Here is a 22,829-nt window from a genome sequence, read left to right as displayed (position 1 = left end):
CTGATCAAGAGCAACAGCACCTCGAACAAGCTGCATAGTTTGATGGCTGACGCGACAACTACCTTGAAAAACGCCGCCCTCGCAGAAATGCGGGGGCTTTGTTGTTTCTGGGGTGTCCACATTTCGTCCACACTTCCGATCATCGGCAAACGCGTCGCCAGCCTCTGATCGGAACGGCTCATAGACGATTGACCCTAGGCTGGGTGCAAATCCCGCAAAACTTCTGGATGCTGGCTAGCAACACGCAACAGAGTTTGTGCCGCACCTGTCGGCTCTCTGCGACCCTGCTCCCAATCCTGCAACGTCCGCAGACTCACACCGATCAACTTGGCGAACGCACTCTGCGAAACGCCCACCTTGGCTCGCGCTTCAGCGGCCGCCGAGAGTGGCACCTCTGTCACACGGGCTGCTTTTCCCGCCTTCATTTGGCGGACAGAGTCCAGCAAGTCCTGCTGGAATTGCTCCAGTTCATTGACCATCGCTGATTTCCTCCTTCAGTTGCTTAAGGAAGGCTGCGGGCAGGTTGTCGAATTTGGCCTTGGTGTAGGCAATCAGCAACCAAATGGAGCCTTCGCAAAGCGTGTTGTAATAAATGACACGTGTACCACCTCGCTTGCCCATGCCGCTACGAGACCAGCGAACCTTGCGCAGGCCCCCACTACCCGGAATGACGTCACCGGCCAGCGGGTTTGCGGGAACAATCAACCAAATAGCATCTTTTGCCAGTGATCCTCACCCACAATGGCAATCGAAGCACCTGCCTCCCGCAGCTCCACAGCCTTCATGATCTTTGTTCCGTAGGTACTATGGCGCCACTGCTCATTACCCACGCTGCCGACCACCAGGTAGTGCACCTTTTTACTCACAGCGCCTGCAATCAAGCCACCCCGCTCCTCGACCAATGCCTGGCAGTCTTTACGCGGCCCAAAAGCCATGATTCCCGTAAAGACGAACATCCGGCCATCCCACACCAGATCAGGAGCAGGTGAATTGAACGGAAGGTCCGTAGGAGCAACTGCTGCGGTTTCGCCGACCTGAGATTTCTCAAGACCTATTCCAGAAAAGCCACGCAGAATGTTAAGCAGTTCAAGAGACTCGTCCGGGTCCAGGGCATTGTCCTGAAGCATGCAGGCTAAGCGCGAATACAGCAGATTGATCACCGGATCATTCAGATGCGCGAGATTGTTTTCCAGCCATTGCTTTAGAAAAACGGCTTCGGTGGTGTTCACGATTCCGTCCGCCGTAATGCCTGCGGCCAGCCCCACCAAGGCATCAGCGGCGCGGCGGTCGATGCGGGCGCTGTGGAAGAATTTGCTGTTTTCGAACTCGTTGTGTAGGTCCATTACAGAGGCTCCTTCGGGTATGTATTGGCTCGACGATGAGGTATCAGCGGCGCGGATAATCCTTTGTTCAACCTAGCAGCGTTACACGCTGACACATTGATTTAAGTCTTCTTTTTCCGCAGATTATCTTCGTGCCCCGGCGCCGCTCGGACTACAGATCAGTTAGAGCCTTCCCCGCCACCATCACGCCACGATTGCACCCTACCCAACCGCCCGCTACTCTCTGGCAGTCGCTGAAAATTCAGCGACCGGGCGTAGGAAACCCGAAGTAATCAAGGCGCAGCAAATGCGCCCCGCTTATTATTGCAGGCGCATTTTTTGTGTCTGCGATATGCGTTATGGCGGCTGTGCGCGGGACACCTTCGGGTGTGCCGGGTGCCTTGATTCCCGGTTTTCCTACCCCGCGCATGGCCGCCACCCAATCCCGTAGGAAAGGACGGTAGCGGCTCTCACAGTCAAGGAGCCAGACAATGCCAAATCCGCAAGACCTCAAAACCCCAGGCCTAACCCCCTTCTCCTACCATTCCGACCGCCCCCTGTTCCGCATCAACAGCGGCATTCCCATCAGCGAAGCCCTCTCCCACGCCTCCGACCTGCTCCACGTCGCCAAGCTCCTGGCCGAGGATGCGGCGATGATTCGCAGTACGGATCGGTATGCATGGGCGTCGTGTTATTTGCAGGATATGAGCAAAGCCGTCATCGATGACGTGGTGAAGGTGTTGGAAGCACCGGGGAGTCATTCGGCTTAGGCGCGTTGACGCAATGCTGCTCATTGGATTGAGCGGCATTGCGTTTATTTTTTGCGATAGGGGATGGGTCAAAGAAGGGCTGCTTTGCAGCCCAGCGGGAGCAAGCTCCCTCGCCACGGAGTTGATGAAGGGCCAATCAGACCAGCCGGGTATCGCCGTCGATGTTCAGCGAAAAAATGTGGTCTGCCCCTACGAGCTCGCAGCATGAAACGCCGTTCACCCCTTACGCGTGAACTGCTGCTCTATGACCGCCGCCCCCCACTGACGGCCTTGTTCTTCATGAGTCAGCTCGAAATCCAAAGACTCATAAAGACACCGGGCAGCGTCCAGCCCTTTAAATGTCCAAAGCTGAATAGCAGCGAAATTTTGCTGGTCGCAGAAAGCCACTGCCTCCGTGAGCAGACGACGGCCTACGCCGCCGCCACGGTAACCTTCATCCAGGATGAACCAGCGTAGGTGGGCTTGGTTGTTTCCAAGATCCTCGCCGTCAATGGCGACCGATCCTACGATCCGACCGGCGCTTTCAGCGAACCAGATGCCATTTCGCGAATGGCCCAAACGCCCAGCAAATTCCGCTACGCCTGTTGCAACCTGGCTCTCGAAAAACTGCCCGAACCCCGAATGCTGTGAGTAGAAGCTTGCATGCATTTCTGCCACACGTCCGATCAGGCCTGGGCGATATCCCGAGGCGATCTGAAGCCTGGCTGCCGCCGTTTCAACGGTCTGTTGGCGGTGTGTCTTCAACGCCTGGGCGTAGGCGTCGAGCCCCTGTGCGATTGCCTGCTGCTCCTGCTGGGTTAACGGGGCCAGTGCTGATGTCACTTGCATCTGCCCGTAAGCATGAATTGCTTCGAGGGTGCGCTTCCCTTGTTCAGTCAGGCTGAGTTGTTTTGTGCGGCCATCGTCTTCCCCGCCACGCTCCTCTAGCTCACCCGACTGAATCAGCTTGGCAACCATGCGACTGACGCTGGACTTCTCAAGCCCGAGTGCTTGCACCAGTTGAGCCGCCGTCAGCGCGCCGCGTTCGCCTAATTCAAGCAGGGTGTGAACCGCAGAGGGTGAGTACCCGGTGCCCGCCAGCGTTGTACGCATGAAGCCCAGCTCACGGACCATGGTGCGCGAAGCTGAGCGGATTTGTTCCACAGTTGACGGGTCGATCATCGCGGAAGCCCTGGCGGATATGGTTGTGCGATACAACCATATTTAGTTGTATCGCACAACCGTATCTCCACCTTATTGGCATCAACGGATCGAACCCAGTTCGCACATCTGCTCGTTTCAAATTCACAACACGGCGGCGTTGACGGCCTCGGACACCTACCTATAATGCCCCTCAACACACCCGCCAAGCCTAGGTTGACCCAGTCAGCAAGCTCAAATCGTGCGTTTTTTTTTGCCTGGAGAAAACTACATGAGCCCCTTCGATAAGCCGGCCCTCAGCGTAGAACAGCAATTGGAACTGCTAAAGCAACGGGGCCTGCATGTCGTCAACGATGATCGGGCCATGCGTTTTTTTGGACCTCGATAGAGACGCAGATCCATACCCAACCACCATCGTCATTGCCCCCGACGATGCGGTCGTGGCGAAGGCGTAGGCGCTAACGAAACGGTCTCCACTTCCAGCATCAGCAAGACCATTTCGGTCAGTTCGGCATCGGACTTTTGCCCGGCATAGAGGTCGTGGAGCGCCTTGGCGAAGGGGATGCGCAGGTCTTGGGCTTCTTCGCGGGCGGTATCGCTGTGTCGCATGAGTTCGCTGACGGCCCGCAGCACAGCCGCTTGCCACCGAGCGGTGGTCCGAGGACCATCGCTGGTGATTGCAATCAACTTATCCTTCGTCAGTTGGCGAAGGGCCGGTTCCCGCAACGGTTCAAGCGGCTTTGGGTTGCGAGTGATCTTTGACATATCGGACGATGCTCATCGTTTCCTTGCGGAACTGCTCATAGTCGATCTGCTGGGCGTTGATGAAGGTGCTGCCCATCATGGTCAGCGCGCCCATGTAGCTGGCTTCGGCAATCTCCTCGTCGCTCGCGCCAAACAAGCGCGCGGCTTCGGTGTGGAACAAAGCGCAATATTTGCAACGGGTCGCCCCGGAGACCGCCAGACCGATCAATTCCTTGTATTTGTTAGGGATCCTGGTTTCCGCCAACCAGAAATCCCGGGCTGCGCCCCAGAATCCATTCGCCCCGCCTTCGGGCATTTGCTTGATCCATTCAGGCACCAGGCCGAGGGTCTGTTCGATTTCCCGATAGGTATCATGAATTGCCATGCGACACCTCCCAATCCCCGCAAACACAGTGCTGCGGGGATACGACAAGTTTAGTTGCGCGCCCCCCGATCCGGGCCGGCAGCAGGGCGACTTCAGCCAAACGGCGAGGAGGAGATTAGATTTCTTTGGCACAACGGTGCCCCGTTAAGTCCCTGGCGTTATCAAGCGGCAAAAGGCCGGAACGCATTCGCTGCGTTCCGGCCTTTTGCCTGCCCCACCATCAACGACTTCGCACCGCCGGCACCAGCTCCAGGGTGCTGCGGGTGTGGCGGGCGATGTCACTTTCGGCAAGGTGCATCGGTTGGTATTGCCCTTGGGTGAAGGGCAGTGCCTGGTCCTTGTAGTGCCGGTCGAGCAGCACGCCGCTTTGCCCGACGGGGAGCATGCCCAGCGCTTGTTCGGGGGCGTTGAGGTCGATCAGGCGGCGCACCGAAGGGCCGTAGGTGACGGTCCAGGGCGCCGGGCCCAAGGGGGAGGAGAAGTTGTCCGGCACTTCATGGTTGCCGGGAACGTCCATCGGCCCGACGTTGAACAGCATACCCAGCCACTTTTGCGTCCCCAGCGGGTGCATCTGCGTCAGGCGATGGGCCTTGCCCCACTGCCATTGGCTGGGGTCGTTGCCCAGTGTGGCTTGCAGATGGGCGATGCTGGCGGACCAGGCGCGGGCGACGATGTCGTCTCGGGTTTCGCGGGCTGCGGTGGTGCGGTCGTCCCACCACGGTGATTGCGGGTTCTCGGCGAGTCGAGGCAACGCGGCGTCGAGGACGCGGGTACTGAGCAGGTTTTCGAAACGCCCGTCACCGAGTTCATCGTGCAGAACCTGGTAGGCCAGTTGATAGAGGAACTGGTTGAACACCGTGGCGCTGACAGAGTCCAGCGGGTAGTCGCCCTGCCATTGGCCCAGCGCGTCCAGCCATCGCCGTTGCTGGGGGTCGGTGACGTGCCCGCGCAGCGTCGGCAGCAAGGGTTGCAGCACGCGCTGGGCATAGAGCGTGCGGGTGTCGAGCTGCACTTGCCGACTCTTTTCAACGTCCCACTTCTCGCCCTCGCCCAGCAGTTGGTTCAGGCGCTGGCCGCGGTCCGGCAGGTTGTAATAGCCAGGTATCGGCACACCGTTGGCCGAGGGTGGCTGGGTGTTGGCCGAGACGATGTAGCCACGGGCCGGGTTTTCTTCGTGGGGGTTATCGCTGACCGGGTAATAGCCCGACTTCTGCGCCTCGTCGCCGCTGCCGTCAAGGATGAAACCGGGGTCGGCTTTCGGTGGCCGTATCGGCAACGCGGCGCAGGCCCACCAGGCGATGTCGCCGCTGGCGTTGGCATAGACGACGTTAAGGCCCGGCGCCTGGATTTTCGCTGCCGCGGCGCGGGCCTTGTCCAAAGTGTCGGCTCGGTTGAGGCCATAGAACGCTTCGACGATCGGGTTATCGGTATTGAGGTAGGCCCACCACAGGGCAATGGGCCGGCTGCCAGCGTTGTCACCCAATGCATCGTTGATGATCGGGCCATGGGGTGAGCGGCGCAGGCGCAGGTACACCGGCGGTGCGTCCTTGACGTCGATACGCGCCTGTTCCTCTTCCAAATGCACCCACCGGCCTTGATACCAGATTTGTTCCGGATCATCGGGGTGGGTCTTCTCGGCGATCAGGTCGATGTCGTCGTTCTGGAACATCGTCAGCGTCCAGGCGAACTGGCTGTTGTGGCCCAGCAATGCGAAAGGCACCAGGCTCTGGTAATCGCCATAGAGTTCGAAACCGGGGGCCGACAGGTGCGCTTCGTACCACACCGAGGGCACCGAAAAGCGGATGTGCGGGTCGCCGGCCAGCAAGGGTTTGCCGCCGGCCGTGCGGGTGCCGGAGATCGCCCAGGCGTTGCTGCCTTCCAGTTGCGGCAAGCCAGCGGCGCTGACCGCTTGCTGGCTCAACTGGGCCAGGCTGTCCAGGCTCTTCCAGTCCGCAGCGCTGAAGGCCTGGGCTTGCAGGGTGCCGTCGGGACGCCACTGGCGATCGAATATTTCCAGGTAAGGCGCGCCGAGATCGTCACGCACGTAAGTCAGCAGCGGCTCGGTACGAAAGGCGGCGGCAAAGCTGTAGGCCATGTAGCCGACGATGCTGTAGACGTCCTCCGGCGTGAATGAGCGCTTGGGAATGCCCAGCAGGTCGAATTCCATGGGGCTTGGATTTTGCCGTTGGTATTCGTTGATCCCCTCGAGATAAGCCTGCAAGGCCTGCCAGGCCGGGCTGTTGTGATCGGCTTGGGCCGCCTGCCGGTCGGCCTGGTCGCGAATGCGCAGGGTGCGAAACAGTTTGTCGGTGGGCACCAGTTTGCTGCCCAGCACCTGGGCCAGTTCGCCCCGGGCCAGGCGCCGCAGCATTTCCATCTGGAACAGGCGCTCCTGGGCCTGGGCGTACCCCAGTGCACGATACAGGTCGTCCTGGTTGCTGGCATTGATGTGGGGAATGCCGCGTTCGTCATAGCGCAGGGTGACCGGCGCTTGCAGCCCGGCGAGCGGCTGCACGCCTTGGCGCTGGGGTTGTTTGCTGTAGACGTACCAAGTGCCGCCGGCCACAGCGACCAATAACAGAACCAAAAGGCCCTGGGCGATGCGCTTGATCATGTCAAAGACCTTGTTCACGTTGTTGGGGCGGCAGTCGTCGCGCGCCGACTGGGCGCCGGCTGGCCTGGAACCGATTCAGGCCATGCAACAGCGGCCCGGTCATCATGGTGGTCACCACGGTCATGATGACGAAGAGCGTGAACAGCTCCGGGCCGATGATGCCCAGGTCCAGGCCGATCTTCAGCACCACCAGTTCCATCAATCCACGGGCATTCATCAGCACGCCAACCGTCGCCGCCACCGACGGCGAATAGCCGGCCATGCGCGCACCCAGCACGCCGCCCAGCAGTTTGCCCGCGACGGCCACCGCCAGGACCAGCGCCAGCAGGGTCGCGCCCACTCCGGAGAACGCCGCCGACGACGTGTTGAGACCCGCCAGGGCGAAGAAAATCGGCATCAGCACGATCACCGCAACGTACTCCACGCGCTCGACGATCATGTTCAGCAGGCGCTGGTCCCGCGGCAGGCAGGCGCCAAACAGGAAGGCGCCAAACACCGCGTGAACCTGTAGCCATTCCGTGAGGCTGCCGTAGATCAGTGCACCACTGAGCAGCATCACCAACAGCCGGGGGTCGCCTGCCTCACCGATACGGTCGATCCAGGCCTTGATCAACGGGCGCACGCACCAAAATGACACCGCGCACAGCAACAAGAGGCCTGCCAGTCGCCAGGCCAGGCCTTGCCAGTGACTGTCGATTTTCAGGCTCATGACGGCGATGGCCAGCAAGACCCAGGCGCCGACGTCGCTCAGGGCGGCCGACATCAACGCCAGGGCGCCCGCCTCGCTGCGGAGCATCTGGCGCTCCTTGAGAATGCGCGCCAGCACAGGGAAAGCGGTGACCGAGAACACCGTGCCGATGAACAACACGAAGCTCAGGCGTGGGATGCCGGGAGGCGCGAAGGCGTCGTAGAGCAGCGGCGCAATGGCGGCGCCCAGCACGAAAGGAACGATGATGCTGCAGCCGCCGATCAGCAGCACTTTGCCGTTCAGGCCCGGCCCCGTCCGTTCCGGAAAACGGAATTCGGCACCGACGACGAACATAAAAAGAAGAATGCCCAGTTCGCTGAGGGTTTTAAGTTGAATCGCCGCGTCGCCCTTAAAGAGTGCATGATGGAACTGCGGGAAGAAGTAACCCAACACTATTGGCCCCAAAATGAAGCCCGCCATCATTTCTCCGACAACTTCCGGTTGACCGGTTTTCTTCAATAGCCCGCCAACGACCTTGGCCGCCAGCAATATGAATACGATCTGCATGAATAGCATGGGGGGCCCACCCTTATTTGTGCGTCGCCAATTACAAATAGCGCTCGATCCTAACGGAGAGCCGATCGTTCAAAAACCTATCGAAACAGGTAGGTTTTTTAACCTCCGGAAGCTGCTAGATTTCGCCTGCCCTGCCATTTTGCATCCTTTGGTGGCAATACGTTGAACGCCTTAACCCTCACGAGGCCGATAATGAGAGATCAAATATTCGCGATTATCCAAGGTGCACTGACCGAAGTTAATGCCACCCGTAAAGAGAAGATCGATCTAACTAACATTGACCGCCTGGCGCTGTATGGAACAACCGGGGTCTTTGATTCCATGCAACTGGTCAGCTTTTTAGCGGCGGTTGAAGAAGGCTTGGACGATGAACTGGGTATCGAAATTACCCTGACCTCGGAAAAAGCCGTCTCGCAGACCATCAGCCCTTTCAGCAGTGTTCAATGCCTGATTGATTTTATTCTCGCCGAAACCCAAGAACCGCTGATGGCGTCTGCCTGAGGTCACTCTCGCTCAAGGAGTCTGAAGTGAACGTGATCGTGCGAAAGGCCTTGAGCAACGACATGTATCCGGTCTGCAAGTTGTTGCGTGAGTCAACGCTGAACTCCCGATGGATCGGCGTGAACATCCGCAAGCGCATGTTCCAGGATCCGTGGACCGGAGGTGAAGACTACTTTGGCTACGTCATGCAGGACGGTGACGAAGTGGTGGGTTTTCTCGGCTTGTTGTTCACCCGCCAACCGATCAATGGCCCTGACGAGCGCTTCTGCGAGCTGCACAGCTGGTACGTCAAGGAGGCCTATCGCAAGGAAAGCCTCAAGCTCCTGCTGCCCGCGCTGTCCATGCGCAAGGTGACCTTGCTCAACTACACGCCGACGCCGGACGTGTATGAAATCAGCAAGAAGTTTGGTTTCACGGATCTGGAAACCGACCTGTTACTGATTTATCCAGTGGGCAATCCCTTGGCGATGCGTTGGCGTTATCGATTGGAAACCGATGCCTGCGCCGTACAGGGTTGGTTGAACGAACGCGATAAAGTTATTTTTCATGACCATGCCACGCTGGAATGCCGGCACTTAATTGTGGTGGATGAAAAAACCCAGCGCAGTTGTTATTTGATCGTCAAGAAAATGAGTCGCCGCTGGTTCGAACCGTTTGCCCGCATTCTTTATATCAGCGACCCGCAGTTGTTTATCGAAAGTATCGACACCTGGCGCTTGAAGTTATGTTTGATGCTGGGCGTGCAATGCCTGGTGGCCAATGCGGCCGAGTTCGACGGCGCAACTATTTCCCTGTCGCGACGAATCAAGCGACCGGTGCCTTCGTTGATCAAGACCAAGTCCGAACAATTGACGCCAGAAAAAGTAAAACCGGTTTATAGCCTTCCCCTGCTCATTGGTTATAAGTTGCATTGAAATGATTATATTGCTGACCGGTACACGCAAAGGCGTGGGCAAGGATGTGGCCTTGCACTTTTTGAATCGCGGCGATCATGTCGTGGGTTGCAGTCGCGGCGAAAGCAGTATCGAGCATGAACGCTATGAGCATTTTTGCCTGGACCTGAACGACGCCCGCGCGGTTCGGCAGATGATCAAGCAGATCCGCCTGACCCACGGGCGGCTCGACGCCCTGGTCAACAATGCCGGAGAAGCCAGCATGGCGCCGTTCCTGCTGAGCCCGGAGGAAACCGTCCAGGGTCTGTTTGCCAGCAACGTGTTCGGGCTGATCAACGTCACCCGCGAAGCCGTCAAGCTGATGCAAAAAAACGACGGACCGGGCGCCATCGTCAATCTCTCGACCGTGGCCACCCGCTGGGCCATTGCCGGCCAATCGATCTACGCCGCCAGCAAGGCCGCGGTGGAACAGCTGACACGCACGCTGAGCAAAGAGCTGATCGCTTTCGATGTTCGTATCAACACCCTGGCGCTGCCGCTGTACCGCAGCTCCATGACCCGTACGCTGCCTCAGGAGATCAAACAGAAAATGATCGAGCGCCAGGCCATTACCCGACAGTGCGTGTTCAACGATGTGATCGGGCCCCTCGAATTCCTGCTCGGCGAGCAGTCTGCCTTTGTGACCGGCGAAACCCTGAGCCTGGGAGGTGTGCAATGAGTCGTTCGCACTTGCTCGACGCCCTGGCGGAACCGGCAGAGCGGATCGCGTTGCTGCACGGCGACCAAAGCCACAGCTACAGCCATCTGTGCGAGCAGATCCAGCAAGCCCGGCTGGCGCTGCTGACCCAGGGCGTGAAGCCCGGCGACGCGGTGATTCTCCATGGCGACTACAGCGTGCGCGCGATCGCCACCTTGTTGGCGTTGTACTTGAACCGCAACATCGTCGCACCGCTGGTGGACTTGAACGAGCGTGCCGTCGCGACCTTGCAGGACGCCGCCCAATGCCGCTGCCGGATCGAAGTCAGCGAGCAGGGCCTGCGCTTTCATTCCCTGCCCAAACCCGAGGGCGCGACACCGCCCCACTATCAACGCCTGCGCGAGCAGCAACACGCCGGGCTGGTGCTGCTCAGCAGCGGGAGCACCGGGGCGCCGAAAGCCATCCTGCATGACTTTGACGAGTTGATCGAACCCAAGCTGGACAAGGGCCAGAAGAAGCCGACGACGATCCTGATGTTCCTGCTGTTCGACCACATCGGTGGCCTGAACTCGCTGCTCAATACCTTGCTGGTGGGCGGCTGCGCGGTACTGCCCAGCGAGCGTACGCCCCAGGCGATCTGCCAGTTGATCGAGCGTCATCGCATCAAGGTGCTGCCGGTCAGCCCGACGTTTCTCAACCTGATCCTAATGGGCCGTCATCAGGAACAGCACGACTTGTCGTCGGTGCGACTGATCACCTATGGCACCGAAACCATGCAACAGAGCCTGCTCAACCGCATCCAGCAAGTGTTCCCCAAGGCCAAGATGTTGCAGACCTTCGGCACCAGCGAAACCGGGATCAGCGCCACGGTCAGCCAGTCCTCGGCCAGTACGTTTTTCAAGCTGGCGGACAAGAACACCGAGTACCGGATCGTCGACGGCGAGTTGCAGCTCAAGACGCAAAGCCAGTTCATGGGCTACCTGAACCAGGACACCGACAACGTGACCGCCGACGGCTGGTTCCGTACCGGCGACCTGGTGGAGCAGAACGAAGCCGGTTACCTGCGCATCCAGGGCCGGCAAAAGGAGCTGATCAACGTCGGCGGCTTGAAAGTGCTGCCCATGGAGGTCGAGAACATTCTGCTCACCAACCCGTTGATCGAGGATTGCCTGGTCTACGGGATGCCCAACGCGATCACCGGCCAGGCCGTGCACATGGACGTGAAGGCCACGACGATCACCTGCAAGAAAGAACTCAAGCGCTACGTGCTCGAGCACCTGAGCGATCGTCTGGAAACGTACAAATTGCCGGTCAAGATCAACAAAGTGGACGAGATCGCGTTTTCCAACCGCTTCAAGAAAAGCCGGGTGGTGATCTGATGAGCGATATCGTCATTCTCGGCAACGAACGCTTTGCCCTGGAGCTGGCCAGCTACCTGCGGGACATCGAGCCCGGCACCTGCGTGCGCCACCTTGTCATTCCGCCCGCCGGCGAGCCCTCGCTGAACCTGGACGCCCGCCATCGGTATGTCCTGGGAACCTCGGACATCGCCCAGCGCCAGCAACTGATCGATGTTTACTTCAGCGATGGCCGGCTCTCGGCTCCCAACTTCATCCACCCCAGCGTGCGCCATCACCTGAACCTGGAAGGCAGCCGGGGGAACGTCATCGCGGCCGACGCGTACCTGGGCGTCAACGTGCGGTTGGGCTCGTGGAACATGATCAATTACCACTGTTGCGTGGGGCATCACACGACGCTTGGCGACAACAATTTCCTCTCGCCGATGTTCAACGGCGGCAACAGCGTCACGCTCGGCAGTCGGATTTTCTTCGGCCTGAGCGTGGTGGTGAGCCCGCTCAGCGTGGTGGCGGACGACGTCACGGTGCAGGCCGGTGTCACCCTCAGCGAGTCCATTCCCGAGGGCGCCCATTGCACGTCATCGGCGCGGCAAAAAATCATTCAACTGGTCTAAAGGAGTAGTTCGCGCATGAGCAAGAAAGCAAACGTCATCGTCATGGGTGGTGGTCCTGCGGGCAGTATCGCGGCGCTGACCCTGCAGAAGCTCGGGCACCAGGTGACCGTGTTCGAGAAGGAAAAATTTCCTCGCTACCGGGTGGGCGAATCCTTTTTGCCGGGCACGTTGTCGATCCTCCACCGCTTGGGTCTGAGCGATAAAATTGCCGAGGCCGGCTATGTGCTCAAGCCTTCCGCCACGTTCCTGTGGGGCAAGACCGAAGCGCCGTGGACGTTTTCCTTCAGCACGCCCAAGACCGAAGACTGGGTGTTCGACCACGCCATCCAAGTGCTGCGTTCGGAGTTCGACCAGATGCTGCTCGACACCTGCCGCGAACGCGGCGTGAGGGTGTTCGAAGAAGCCGCGGTGATCGATGTCGACGTCGAGCACGATGATTTCGTCAGCGTGCAGGTGCGCCACAAGAACGAAACCAGTGAGTTCAAGGCCGATTACCTGATCGATGCCTCCGGCAGCAACAGCCCGCTGGTGCGCAAGCTGGACTTGCGCGAGTACGACGAGTTCTACAAGAGCGTGGCGCTGTGGTCGTACTTCAAGACCCCCGACCCGTTCAAGAACGACCTCAACGGCACCACGTTCTCCATCACGTTCGAAGATGGCTGGATCTGGATGATCCCGCTCAAGGATGGCATCTACAGCGTCGGCACCATCGTCGACCAGAGCAAGCTGCCGGACATCAAGGCCCAGGGACTGGAAGCCTTCTACGACGCGACACTGGCCAAGAGCGAGCGCGCTCTGGGCATTCTCAACGGCGTGCAGCGCTGCGAGGAGGTCAAGCTGGTGCGTGACTGGTCCTACGAGACCAAGTACTTCTCCAACAAGCGCTTCTTCCTGTGCGGCGACTCGGCCTGCTTCACCGACCCGCTGTTCTCCCAGGGCGTGCACCTGGCCTCGCAATCGGCCGTGAGCGCGGCGAGCAGCATCGATTACCTGATGAACCAGCCCGAGCAGCAGGCGCAAGTCCACGCCTGGTACAACCGCAGCTACAAGGAAACCTACAACCAGTACCACGAGTTCCTCGCGTCGTTTTACACCTTTGCGTCCTTCACTGAGCCGGAGTCCGAGTTCTGGACCAAGCGACGCATCAGCGAGTCGGCCGACGAGCGCCTCAAGCGCAAGGAATGGTTCGAACAACTGGTCAACGGCGAGAAACAGAACCGTCCACAGATCGGCGATTTCAAGGATCGCGCCTCGACCATGATCGCCATCGGTCGCCACCAGCGCCCGACGCTGACGGACGAGTTCATGGACGCGGAGCTCAACCCGGCGCGGGTCCGCTGGATCTCCGACCTGACCAAACAACTGAACCGCATTACCCGCTTCGAATGGAAAGGCGAACGCGTCGAGACCTCCGATTACTTCAAGATCGAGCCCCAGAGCTTCAAGTTGCAGCTCAAGCAGATCCTCTCCAACGGCGCCGGCAAGGACATGAGCAAATACTCGGTCAACGACGCACTGGTGCAACTGATGCAAGCGCTCAAGCAGGAAGGCTTCGGCTACAAGGAACTGATGGTGCGCCTGAACGATGTGGGCGAAGTGAACTCCTCGCAATTCGTGATTCGCCTGATGGAGTCCGGCTTGCTGGACGGCTACGACAAGACGGGCGAGCGCGTGCGGGTACAGGATCGCCTGCGGTTTGACGGGGTGGGAGTGGAATATGAAGTCTGAGCACGCCCACGACTGGCTATTCCTGGCAGGCGTTGGCAACTCGGGGGCCAATCATTGGCAACGGCAATGGGAGATCGAACACCCCAACACGCTGTGGCTGGAGCATCGCGACTGGGACAACCCGACGCGCAACGAGTGGGTGGCCGACCTCCAGCAACTGGTGCTGGAGCATCCACGGCCGATGGTCGTGGTTGCCCACAGCCTGGGTTGCCTGCTGTTGCTCGAGTGGGCCGCCGAGCATGCTCCGGACAAGGTGTTGGGCGCGTTTCTCGTGGCAGTTCCCGATCCCAAGGGGGAGAACTTTCCCGCCGAGGCCATCGGTTTTCGCCCCGCCCATATGCTGCCTGCCGCCCTGCCCATGATGATCGTTGCCAGTGAGAACGATCCTTATGGGACGCTGGGATACGCCGAACTCAGCGCCCGTCAACTGGGTTGCGAATGCGTGAACGTCGGCGCGCAAGGGCACATCAATGGCAAATCCGAGCTGGGCTACTGGCACCCGGGCTACAACCTGCTGCAAGACTTTACCCGGTCGCTGACTGCTTGATCCACTTTGCGCAGGTGCCTGAGGGCGCCTGCGCAACCCTATCGATCAGGACGATGATATGTCTGCAAGCTCTGCACTTTTGCAAACACACAACGTGTTCGCTTCATCGCTGTCGCCCCAGATCCGGGGCGTCGCGTTCGGTCAGTCGCACCGGATTGCAGTCCGGGTTCATATCGATGGCTTCGACGTGCCGGCCACGCTTCAGGTATTGGGCGAAACCCATGGCCTGTTGGAACTCAAGCCGGGCAGTTGTCCGCAGGGATCGGGCAAGGTCAGCCTCGCACTGACCTTCGTCCAGGGCCTGCGCCGCCCGGCCGTGCCGGTTCGCCTGTCGGCCTCATGGCTGCCCAACACACCCGCCAGCCTGATCGTCGACTTGTTGGGCCAGCGCCCCGAATGCCTGGCCCAGCAGCCACGACAGGCGGGGCGAGCACTGCCGGCCAGCGCCCGCAGCCCGGTGTTTTTCAACCGTCGATTGATGGTGCAAGTCGGCCACTTGAGTCCGCTGGCCGGTGAACTGCGCATCGTCCAGCAGGACCCTGGCGTGATGCCGGGCATGGATCTGCTGCTGCAATTCAACTGCCGCTGGAGCGGCCCGTGCGCGGTCAAGGTCCAGGTGCTCGAGGTCTACGAATGGCAGGACCGGCGTACCTGTTATTTCCGCGTGCTGGATAGCGCGTCGAGCAAAGCCGTGGCCTTGATGTTGCTGTGTCAGCGCGACGATTTCACCTTCGATAGCCTGCCCGCCGGGCTGCGCAAGGGTTCGGCGATCGATCGGCTGATTTCAGTGAGCATCGTCGAGAACGCCCGCGACCTGGAACAGGTGCTCGACTGCCGCCTGGCCGCCAATCGCCATTACGGTCGCCTGGGTGAAGTGGCGGATGCGCAAAGCCTGTGGGATGACTTCGATCCGTTCGCGATTCAGGTCAGCGCCCGGTTGGGGCGCAAGTGCGTGGGCGCAGGCCGGGTGGTCATCAATGAAGGGCACCGCGAGCGCTGCGAAATCGAAGTGTCGACGCCCCTGCCATCGTGGTTGTGGGACGGCGGGTTCGTCGAGATGTCGCGGGTGGCCATCAAACCCGAATATTCAGGGCACCGGGTGATGCTGGCGCTGTTACGCGAGCTGGGCCGGATCACGCTGTTCCTGCGCTGCCGCTATATCGTGCTGGATGCCATCGAGGTGCTGGTGCCCATCTACACCCGCCTGGGCGCGCAATGCCTGCCGATCACCAAGCAACATCCCTACAGCGGAGAGCGGGTGCACATCATGTACTTCGATGTCGGCCAACTGCTCGCAAGCCTGGATCGCGGCCTGCCCCATTGGCTGTACGTATTCGGCCCGACCATCGAACACAGCATCACCCCGCAGACTGTCCGGGACGTGGCGGCAACGTTCCAGGTACCCGCCGCCCACTTGCATGTGAAAAGGAGCCTGGCCCGTGCGCTCAAGAAAATCCTTGGCTGATCCGGCGCGGGTGAAAGTGTTCAGCTCGCTGATCTCGGCATCGCTGTACGGCGGCTGGGTCGCCTACTGCGCCCGCCAGCAGCCGATGTTGCAGATGGTTGAATCGGCCCTGGCGCAATGGCTGCTCAGTTTTGCCGCGACCTTTGCCTTTTCGGCACTGATCAGCCGCCTGGTGGGCAGCAGTCAACGTTACAACGCCGCCGCCCTCGCGGCCGGGCTGGCGATTGCGCTATATGCCGGCGTGCTGTTCGGGATTCACGCAATGGTGGGCACACCGCATCCGTTGAGCACGCTGCTGCCGGTGCTGATCCTGGCGGGCGCCTACGCGTGTTTCTTTGCCAGCCTGCAGGTACGCCACAACCTGCGCCCGGCGTTGCCGTGACAGCCTCTGGAATAGCCCACGAAATAGCCCCTCGGCTGGTGGTTTTCACGCTCGCTCGACTGGCCGGCGCCCACGGATGGGCGTTGCTCAGTGAAACAGAACGCAACCACAGCCAGACCCTGGAGGGTCGCCACAAGATCCGCTTTATCAATGCCCGCATCGCGCTGCGCGTCAACGCGGCGGATGCCCTGGGCTGCGCCAATGGGCAACTGAGCGTCGAGCGCGATGCACTGGGACAACTGGCGGTCACCGCACCTGGCAGGCTGTTCGTCAGCCTCAGCTACGGCGAGCACATCGGTGTGCTGGCGTTGGCGACGACCCGCGTGGGCATCGACTACGAGACCGGCCCGGCCCCGGTGTTCTGGCAGAGCGCGATGCGTCGCTACCTGTGTGACTGCGAACGGCGTTGGCTCGAAGGGCTGCCGAGGCATACCCAGCCGCACGGGTTTATCTGGCTGTGGACGCGCCGCGAAGCCTTCTTGAAATACCTCGGCACCGGCATTCGCGGCCACCGCCAGTGCCTGTGCGACTGGCCGGCGGACAGACGCCCGGTCCAGCGCCGCTTCAGTCTGGCCAACGGCATCGGCACGCTGTTCAGCGAACACTGCCTGAACGGCTTGCAGATTCATCACCACGCCTTTGACGCAACCGATGACAACGTCGACTACCCGCTGACCTGGCTGGAAATCCCGGCGATAGAACGCCGATCGGGCGTCAGATCTGAATGATCCGCATCGACAACGCCTGCACCGCCGCCGCGCTGCGGGTGGACACACCGAACTTGCGGCGGATGTTCTTGAAATGAAAGTCCACGCTGGCTTCCGAACAGTTGCAGATGTTGGAAATTTCCCAACTGGTCTTACCGATCGCGCTCCATTGCAGCACTTCTTTTTCGCGTTTGGTGAGCTTGATCCCGGTGGCGCTCTTGGGCGGTGCGTCGAGAAATTTCATGGCGCTTTGCAAAGCGACGTCCTTGAGCAGCGCCAGTTCGCCCCAGCGCGCCTGGATCACGCCCTTGGCCACCGGCTCGCTCACGGCATCGACGCTCAAGTCGAACGTGCCGAATTGCCCTTGGGGGCCGTGCAGCGCCACGGTCACGCCATTGACCAAGCCATGGCCGGCCGCCTCTTCGCGCAGCGCCCGCTGGTTGCTGCTGGTGTACAGGCGCTCTGTCCATATCAGCGGCAAGACACTGTGCATGCAATGCAGCGCCACCGGATCGATCTGGGCGTAGCCGGCTCGCTCGTAGGCCTGCAGCCAACCCTTGGGGAAATCGCCGATCACCAAGGCACTGCGCGAATCGGCCTTGGCGCTGGTCTTCAAGCAGAACAGGAACCGGCTGAATCCCAGCTCCTGCACCCGTTGTTTCATGTACCTGCGCCATTCATCGACCGTGTCGATACGGCTGAAAACCGAGAACGATTCAATGGTGTCCTGATCCATCCCTAAATCCTCCTGAACTCAACTGTTCACCCGCTCCCGACGGGGCCTACCTGTTCACCCTCCAAATGGAGAGCGCGATCAACAACCCGCCCATGCCTTGCAACCAGGACAACTGCGTGTTCAAGACGGCAAACGACAGCAACACAGCGAACAGCGGCGCGAAGAACAGATAGCCGCTGACACGGCTCGCGTTGCCTTGCTTCAACGCCACGAACCACAACCCGAAAGAGCCGGTGGACGCCGGTATGGCCAGCCACAGGAACCAGCCCCACTGGCTGGCGGTGGTGTGCACAGGCCAACGCTCGCCAGCCAGGCCGGCCAACACCAGCACCACCAGGGAGCCAATGAACATTTGCCAGAAACTCAAGGCCCAGACGCCCATGGGCAAGTGGCTACGCTTGTTGATCAACGTTGCAGCCGCCCAGCAGAGCGCCGAGCCCACCCCGTAGGCAAAACCTTGCAGCGTCTGTGGGTCCGAAGAGAGCGAGACATCCGTGCCGATGGCCAGCACGATCCCGACCACGCCCGCCACCAGGCCCAGCCAGCGGCCAAGCGTGAGCGGCTCGGCGAAAAACAACCGGGCTCCCAGCGCGACCCACACCGGGTTGGTGAACAACAGGATGGCGGCGGTGGAGGCCGGTATCGTGCGCATTGCCATGAACAACAAGCTCATCACGGCGGTGGTCTGGGCCAGGCCTATCAGGGCGACGATGCCGGCCTGCCTGGCGCTCAGGTGACGGGGGAACAGCGCCTGGAACAACGAGTCACCTTGCAGCCATAACAAGGGCAACGTCGCGATCGCGGCGACGAAGAAACGCCAACCCACCAGCAGGAACGGTGGAAAACCCTCGTTGAGCAAAATCTTGCCGGAGACAAAACTGGAGCCCATCAGAAAAGTCGAGGCCAGGACAACGACACCGAGTGTCAGCCGGCCTTCTGCCGCACGAATCAGCAAAGGCATTTCACTGTCCTTCCATGGCGTCATGACGCAGGGCCGCACAGGCCACTATCCGTTGATATCGATACGCAGTGCCAACGCACGCGATGCCATGAAGTCCCACCCCAGCCACTTGCGCAGCGCCGCCAGGCTGTCGCCCTGCCCCGGGTTTTCGACCACCGCGACCTCCATTACCCCTTCTCCATCGATCAGGGCCACGCCGGCCGTCAACTTGATGACCTGCCCTTGTTCAAGCAACACATCCCGACCGTCCCAACTGATCCAATGGGTGCCGCTCAGGGAACGGGTGTAGATGGCCTGGGCGAACCGAAGCGAGAGCAGTTGGTGCCTGCCCAGGGAGATCTGCACCCAGTCGAGTTCGGCTGGTTGCAAGCCGGAGTCCGTGGCTGACGTAAAAACACTGTGGAAATGGCCCATGTTGATACCCACCGGTAGATTGATCCGGACGTTAATACACCTTGACTTACATTACGGCCCCGGCAATCTTTGTAAAATCAGTCATTTTTTGCGTTTTCCGTTAGTAGGACTTACCTATTGAACATTCCACCGCTGAGTTGCCTGCGCAGTTTCGAAGCCGTCGCACGACTGGGCAGCGTGACCCGCGCAGCCGAGGAGTTGCACGTCACCCATTCGGCCATCAGCCAGCAGCTCAAAGTGCTGGAGGACATCGTCGGCGTCAGCCTGTTCATCCGCGAGGGCCGGGGTCTTCGGGTGAGCGAGGACGGACGGCTGTATGCCCTGCAAATCCGCGAATCGCTAAATGCCATCGCCGATGCCACCCGACAGGTCCAGGCACGTCCCCAGGCGTCTGAATTGGTCGTGGCGGTGATGCCTTCCTTCGGCCGCTCGTGGCTGCTGCCCAGGATCGAACGCTTTCAACAACGTCATCCCCACATCACCGTGCGCCTGCAGGCCAGCCTGGCGGTGTCGAACCTGCTTCAGGAGTCGGTGGATGTGGGCGTGCGCATGGGCCGGGGCGATTGGGAGGGGCTGGAAAAAAGCCTGATGTTCCATGACGAGATGGTGGTCGTCGCCGCCCCCGGCTTCAACGGCGGGCAGCTTCCCAGGACCCCGGCGGAAATTGTCGCCAGCACGATCATCTTCACCATGGACTCCTGGCAACCCTGGTGCCAGGCCGCCGGGCTGGATATTGATGTGCCGCGTTCAGGCTTGTGCAGCAACGACTCCAACCTGGTGCTGGAAGCCGTTCGGCTGGGCCAGGGCATCGCGCTGGTTCGCCGCAGCCTGGTGCACGACGCGATCATGCGCGACGAGCTGGTTCAGCTGACTGGCTACACCGCACCCTACGCCTATCCGTACTGGCTGGTACTGCCCGGCCAGGAACGTCCCGAGGCCCGGCGCCGGCAGTTTGCGGCGTGGCTGTTCGAAGAGGTCAAGCGTTACCTGGGCGAGGTCGAGCGGTTCAAAGGGGTGAAGGGCTAATAGGTGCGGTGCCTGCCAAGGCTTCACTGGCGCTCGACTACACTTGCCCGACAATCCTCGCTTCAGGGGCAGTAGGCGATGAACGAAGCAGGCGTCGGTTCAGCAGTTCAAGATTTGATCCACGAAATCTTATGCTAAATTATGGCTCGGCAATAATTATGGCTAATCCATAAAACAGGATAATTGCATGAGCAGCATTTTCCAGCGCCCGGAACTGGCTGAAAGCATGGCCAACCAGCTTCTCAATCCGGGAGTGCTTGAGGAGGGTTTGCGTTCAGGTCTGTTTTTGTCCGGTTCGCGCAGAACCGGCAAAACGACTTTCTTGCGAAGTGACCTGATTCCGGCCCTGGAAAAAGAAGGTGCGCTGGTCATTTACGTGGACCTCTGGAGCGATACCCTCGCCAACCCGGCCACTTTGCTGCACGACGCCATTCGTAAAACGCTACAAGCGTTACAGACACCTGCCTCTGGCCTGCTTGAAAAACTCAAGCACATCGGCGGTGTCGATATCGGTGCGGCTGGATTCAAGTTCGGATTCAAACTTGAAGGCATCGGCAATGTCGGAGGCACGACGCTCGCCCAAGCGTTCACAGAAGTTGTCGATCAAGCCAAGACCGACCTGGTGCTTATCATCGACGAAGTGCAACACGCCATTGCCTCTGAAGATGGCAACCAGATGTTGCTCTCGCTGAAAGCCGCTCGTGATGCCATCAATCCTCGCCCCAACACCCCGGGCTACTTTTTGTTCATCGGCACCGGCTCTCACCGAGCACAGGTCAGCGAACTCACCGCCAAACGTAACCAGGCATTTTCCGGCGCTACTTCCGCGGCATATCCGGTCTTGAAGGGAGATTATGTCGAATACCTGCTGAACCGCCTGGCAATGACTGTCAGCCCACACAAACTGCCATCGCTTGAAATCGCCACGCAAGCTTTCAATACACTGGGCAACCGTCCGGAAGAGATGCTCAAGGCGCTGAGGCAAGTCCTGCTGCAAGAAGGCGATCCGGACCTGTTCCTGCCCGTCATCGCCAGTACCCTGCGTTCCGCTGCAGCAAACATTGAGCTTGAGAAGGTTGAGCAGTTGGGCAGCCTGGCCCAAGCCATCTTCAATAAAATCGCCTCGACGGCAGGGGATGCCCGCGGCATTTTTTCCATTGACGCCGCAGCGGAATATTCAAAAGCCGTGGGTCGCGATGTTCGTATCGAAGAAATTCAACCCGTGGTGATTGCCTTGGTGGCCGAGAACATCATCATGCGTCGCGGACATGGGATCTACGCGATCACAGACCCGTTCGTCCAGGAAATATGGTTGGAAGAGCAAGCGTTGATCGCGGCGAGCTGAGTGTAGAAGCCCTGATAAACCAGGTTTTTTATACTCGGGCTCACACCTGACTCACCTCGAATACAAACGAAATCTCCCGCTTCTGGGCGTTCCAGACATACCGAATGTGCTTACCCTGCACTGGAATCGACACCGCCGGCGGACGGAACGCAGCCACGCATTCGTGACCGGGCAGGCGGACGCTGTTGTAGAGCAACCCCCAGGACAGGTTTTCGCGCAGTTGCCGGGCGAATACCTGGGACGGACCGTAGGCGCCAGGATCCGGATTGTGCAGGTGCGGATAGTCAGCGCGAACATCGTGCAGCGGTTTGACGACCTTGTTGACGTAGGTGCGCATGGTCAACTCCAGGTCCGGTTCGTTGGTGGCCCCGAGGAAACGCGCCTGGTGATAACAGGTTTCGGCAATGGCGGCTTCCTGGCTGCTGGCCGCGTAATAGACGCCGAAGGTGCCATCGCTGAAGCGGCTGCTCTTGCCGATGTGGGTAAATGCCGCCATCACGGGCGAAGAGCCGGGTCCGGAAACGCGGTCCTCTGGACGCACCCGGGACAACACGCCAGCTTGCTCCATCAGTCGGTCGTTGGTCAGTGCTTCCAGCGCATAAGCGGTGGGCAAGTCTTCGGGATCAAGTACGTCTTCAAACAGCGAAATCGGCGGGAAGCTGCTGTTGACGATCCGATACGCCCGTTTCCATTGCGGATCCGCCAAGGGAGGAGTCATCAACCGCGCACCCCGTCGAGGTATCGCCGCACATCGGCAATGTCCACCACCCGCCCGGTCAGCATGTAGGACAACGCCGACTGACCGTTGAACGGTGCCGCGGCGTTGGGGCTGCTGACCCACTGGTACGCCCGGTCCCGGCTATTGCTGAAGATGATACTCAGCGCCTTGTGGATGCCCATGAGGTAGGAAATGCGCTCCAGCGTATCGCGCGGCAGCCGCACGTTTCCCGACAATTGTTTGTATTTGTAGAAGGTTGTGTTGCCTACCCTGCCCAACAAGGTGCGCTGCTGCTCGACGCTGCAGCCCCAGAGCGCCATGAGATTGAAGAAAAACTTCAACGCGACTCGACCCGCATCCGGGGAGTCCAACTGCTGCTGTGCGTTGAGGGTGAAGGAGGAAGTCGCCATGGGATTGGCTCCTTTGTCACGGGGTGATGCTTAGAGAATAGTACAGAAATGGATTATTTTTTATTTTTTATTCGTAGACGAATGAGCG

General features: G+C 60.0%; 25 protein-coding genes and 1 pseudogene. 13 read left to right on the top strand and 13 right to left on the bottom strand.

Translation table 11 applies throughout. The features are described 5' to 3' along the window. Positions 1 to 194 precede the first annotated feature (194 nt). The 3 genes and pseudogenes from N4Q37_RS25485 to N4Q37_RS25475 form a co-directional block, all read right to left on the bottom strand. Positions 195 to 479 carry a helix-turn-helix domain-containing protein gene (locus N4Q37_RS25485; protein ID WP_260962860.1) on the bottom strand — a complete coding sequence of 95 codons (285 nt, stop codon included), beginning with the start codon at positions 477 to 479 and terminating at the stop codon, positions 195 to 197. Continuing rightward, positions 469 to 696, bottom strand: a pseudogene (locus N4Q37_RS25480) (transcriptional regulator); the annotation flags it as partial. The pseudogene N4Q37_RS25480 and the gene N4Q37_RS25485, both read right to left, overlap by 11 nt. Positions 697 to 701: 5 nt before the next feature. After that, positions 702 to 1,343: a BRCT domain-containing protein gene (locus N4Q37_RS25475; RefSeq protein WP_260962856.1), complete on the bottom strand. Its 642-nt coding sequence runs from the start codon at positions 1,341 to 1,343 to the stop codon at positions 702 to 704. Between the two features lie 470 nt (positions 1,344 to 1,813). Here N4Q37_RS25475 and N4Q37_RS25470 point away from each other — a divergent pair, with 470 nt between their 5' ends. Further along, complete coding sequence (locus N4Q37_RS25470) at positions 1,814 to 2,092, top strand: DUF3077 domain-containing protein (protein ID WP_260962854.1); 279 nt, start codon at positions 1,814 to 1,816, stop codon at positions 2,090 to 2,092. 216 nt (positions 2,093 to 2,308) lie between these two features. On the opposite strand, the gene N4Q37_RS25465 is transcribed toward N4Q37_RS25470, so the two are convergent. From N4Q37_RS25465 to N4Q37_RS25445, 5 genes are all read right to left on the bottom strand, one after another. Continuing rightward, a complete protein-coding gene (locus N4Q37_RS25465) occupies positions 2,309 to 3,253 on the bottom strand; it encodes a bifunctional helix-turn-helix transcriptional regulator/GNAT family N-acetyltransferase (protein ID WP_260962852.1) in 945 nt (314 codons plus the stop codon). 396 nt (positions 3,254 to 3,649) lie between these two features. Then, positions 3,650 to 3,919 carry a hypothetical protein gene (locus N4Q37_RS25460; protein WP_260962850.1) on the bottom strand — a complete coding sequence of 90 codons (270 nt, stop codon included), beginning with the start codon at positions 3,917 to 3,919 and terminating at the stop codon, positions 3,650 to 3,652. Between the two features lie 43 nt (positions 3,920 to 3,962). Then, positions 3,963 to 4,361, bottom strand: coding sequence for a carboxymuconolactone decarboxylase family protein (locus N4Q37_RS25455; RefSeq protein WP_260962847.1), 399 nt, complete (start codon positions 4,359 to 4,361; stop codon positions 3,963 to 3,965). 220 nt (positions 4,362 to 4,581) lie between these two features. Next, positions 4,582 to 6,972, bottom strand: coding sequence for a penicillin acylase family protein (locus tag N4Q37_RS25450; protein ID WP_390897961.1), 2,391 nt, complete (start codon positions 6,970 to 6,972; stop codon positions 4,582 to 4,584). A gap of 4 nt (positions 6,973 to 6,976) precedes the next feature. Continuing rightward, complete coding sequence (locus N4Q37_RS25445; protein ID WP_260962843.1) at positions 6,977 to 8,239, bottom strand: cation:proton antiporter domain-containing protein; 1,263 nt, start codon at positions 8,237 to 8,239, stop codon at positions 6,977 to 6,979. A 192-nt stretch (positions 8,240 to 8,431) separates the two neighbouring features. Between N4Q37_RS25445 and N4Q37_RS25440 the strand changes: the two genes are divergently transcribed. The 10 genes from N4Q37_RS25440 (at position 8,432) to N4Q37_RS25395 (ending at position 17,152) form a co-directional block, all read left to right on the top strand. Continuing rightward, positions 8,432 to 8,740: a hypothetical protein gene (locus N4Q37_RS25440; protein WP_260962841.1), complete on the top strand. Its 309-nt coding sequence runs from the start codon at positions 8,432 to 8,434 to the stop codon at positions 8,738 to 8,740. 26 nt (positions 8,741 to 8,766) lie between these two features. Then, complete coding sequence (locus N4Q37_RS25435) at positions 8,767 to 9,654, top strand: GNAT family N-acetyltransferase (protein WP_260962838.1); 888 nt, start codon at positions 8,767 to 8,769, stop codon at positions 9,652 to 9,654. A 1-nt stretch (position 9,655) separates the two neighbouring features. Beyond that, on the top strand, positions 9,656 to 10,351 hold the full coding sequence (locus N4Q37_RS25430; protein ID WP_260962836.1) for an SDR family NAD(P)-dependent oxidoreductase: 696 nt from the start codon (positions 9,656 to 9,658) through the stop codon (positions 10,349 to 10,351). Then, positions 10,348 to 11,709, top strand: coding sequence for a long-chain fatty acid--CoA ligase (locus N4Q37_RS25425; protein WP_260962835.1), 1,362 nt, complete (start codon positions 10,348 to 10,350; stop codon positions 11,707 to 11,709). The genes N4Q37_RS25430 and N4Q37_RS25425 overlap by 4 nt, the downstream gene beginning before the upstream one ends. Beyond that, a complete protein-coding gene (locus N4Q37_RS25420; RefSeq protein WP_260962834.1) occupies positions 11,709 to 12,302 on the top strand; it encodes a hypothetical protein in 594 nt (197 codons plus the stop codon). The genes N4Q37_RS25425 and N4Q37_RS25420 overlap by 1 nt, the downstream gene beginning before the upstream one ends. 15 nt (positions 12,303 to 12,317) lie before the next feature. Next, positions 12,318 to 14,030 (top strand): chloramphenicol-biosynthetic FADH2-dependent halogenase CmlS, encoded by a 1,713-nt coding sequence (gene cmlS, locus N4Q37_RS25415; protein WP_260962833.1) that lies wholly within the window; start codon positions 12,318 to 12,320, stop codon positions 14,028 to 14,030. Beyond that, positions 14,020 to 14,577 carry an RBBP9/YdeN family alpha/beta hydrolase gene (locus N4Q37_RS25410; protein WP_260962831.1) on the top strand — a complete coding sequence of 186 codons (558 nt, stop codon included), beginning with the start codon at positions 14,020 to 14,022 and terminating at the stop codon, positions 14,575 to 14,577. The genes cmlS and N4Q37_RS25410 overlap by 11 nt, the downstream gene beginning before the upstream one ends. Positions 14,578 to 14,635: 58 nt before the next feature. Then, complete coding sequence (locus tag N4Q37_RS25405; protein ID WP_260962828.1) at positions 14,636 to 16,042, top strand: hypothetical protein; 1,407 nt, start codon at positions 14,636 to 14,638, stop codon at positions 16,040 to 16,042. Beyond that, the gene (locus N4Q37_RS25400) at positions 16,017 to 16,424 is read left to right on the top strand and encodes a hypothetical protein (protein WP_260962827.1); all 408 of its coding nucleotides are present in this window, start codon (positions 16,017 to 16,019) and stop codon (positions 16,422 to 16,424) included. Before N4Q37_RS25405 ends, N4Q37_RS25400 begins: the two co-directional genes overlap by 26 nt. Positions 16,425 to 16,507: 83 nt before the next feature. Continuing rightward, positions 16,508 to 17,152, top strand: coding sequence for a 4'-phosphopantetheinyl transferase family protein (locus N4Q37_RS25395; protein ID WP_260962825.1), 645 nt, complete (start codon positions 16,508 to 16,510; stop codon positions 17,150 to 17,152). On the opposite strand, the gene N4Q37_RS25390 is transcribed toward N4Q37_RS25395, so the two are convergent. Genes N4Q37_RS25390 through N4Q37_RS25380 form a run of 3 tightly spaced genes read right to left on the bottom strand, consistent with a single transcriptional unit; the run spans position 17,139 to position 19,197 of the window. After that, positions 17,139 to 17,867 (bottom strand): helix-turn-helix transcriptional regulator, encoded by a 729-nt coding sequence (locus tag N4Q37_RS25390; RefSeq protein WP_260962823.1) that lies wholly within the window; start codon positions 17,865 to 17,867, stop codon positions 17,139 to 17,141. The two genes, N4Q37_RS25395 and N4Q37_RS25390, sit on opposite strands and share 14 nt — an antisense overlap. A gap of 46 nt (positions 17,868 to 17,913) precedes the next feature. Further along, a complete protein-coding gene (locus N4Q37_RS25385; protein ID WP_260962821.1) occupies positions 17,914 to 18,828 on the bottom strand; it encodes a DMT family transporter in 915 nt (304 codons plus the stop codon). Between the two features lie 45 nt (positions 18,829 to 18,873). Then, positions 18,874 to 19,197: a hypothetical protein gene (locus tag N4Q37_RS25380; RefSeq protein WP_260962820.1), complete on the bottom strand. Its 324-nt coding sequence runs from the start codon at positions 19,195 to 19,197 to the stop codon at positions 18,874 to 18,876. A 162-nt stretch (positions 19,198 to 19,359) separates the two neighbouring features. On the opposite strand from N4Q37_RS25380, the gene N4Q37_RS25375 reads away from it, so the two are divergent. Next, on the top strand, positions 19,360 to 20,268 hold the full coding sequence (locus N4Q37_RS25375; protein WP_260962818.1) for a LysR substrate-binding domain-containing protein: 909 nt from the start codon (positions 19,360 to 19,362) through the stop codon (positions 20,266 to 20,268). A gap of 187 nt (positions 20,269 to 20,455) precedes the next feature. Then, positions 20,456 to 21,613 carry an ATP-binding protein gene (locus tag N4Q37_RS25370; protein WP_260962816.1) on the top strand — a complete coding sequence of 386 codons (1,158 nt, stop codon included), beginning with the start codon at positions 20,456 to 20,458 and terminating at the stop codon, positions 21,611 to 21,613. Positions 21,614 to 21,653: 40 nt separating this feature from the next. Here the strand turns inward: N4Q37_RS25370 and N4Q37_RS25365 are convergent, their stop codons facing one another. Both N4Q37_RS25365 and N4Q37_RS25360 read right to left on the bottom strand, forming a co-directional pair. Next, complete coding sequence (locus N4Q37_RS25365; protein ID WP_260962814.1) at positions 21,654 to 22,331, bottom strand: RES family NAD+ phosphorylase; 678 nt, start codon at positions 22,329 to 22,331, stop codon at positions 21,654 to 21,656. Then, positions 22,331 to 22,741 (bottom strand): MbcA/ParS/Xre antitoxin family protein, encoded by a 411-nt coding sequence (locus N4Q37_RS25360; protein ID WP_260962813.1) that lies wholly within the window; start codon positions 22,739 to 22,741, stop codon positions 22,331 to 22,333. The genes N4Q37_RS25365 and N4Q37_RS25360 overlap by 1 nt, the downstream gene beginning before the upstream one ends. Positions 22,742 to 22,829 lie beyond the last annotated feature (88 nt).

The organism is Pseudomonas citri, assembly GCF_025336485.1.
Lineage (GTDB): Bacteria > Pseudomonadota > Gammaproteobacteria > Pseudomonadales > Pseudomonadaceae > Aquipseudomonas > Aquipseudomonas citri.
The sequence above is the reverse complement of the archived record's forward strand: the minus strand, read 5'-3'. Positions and strand labels throughout refer to the sequence as shown.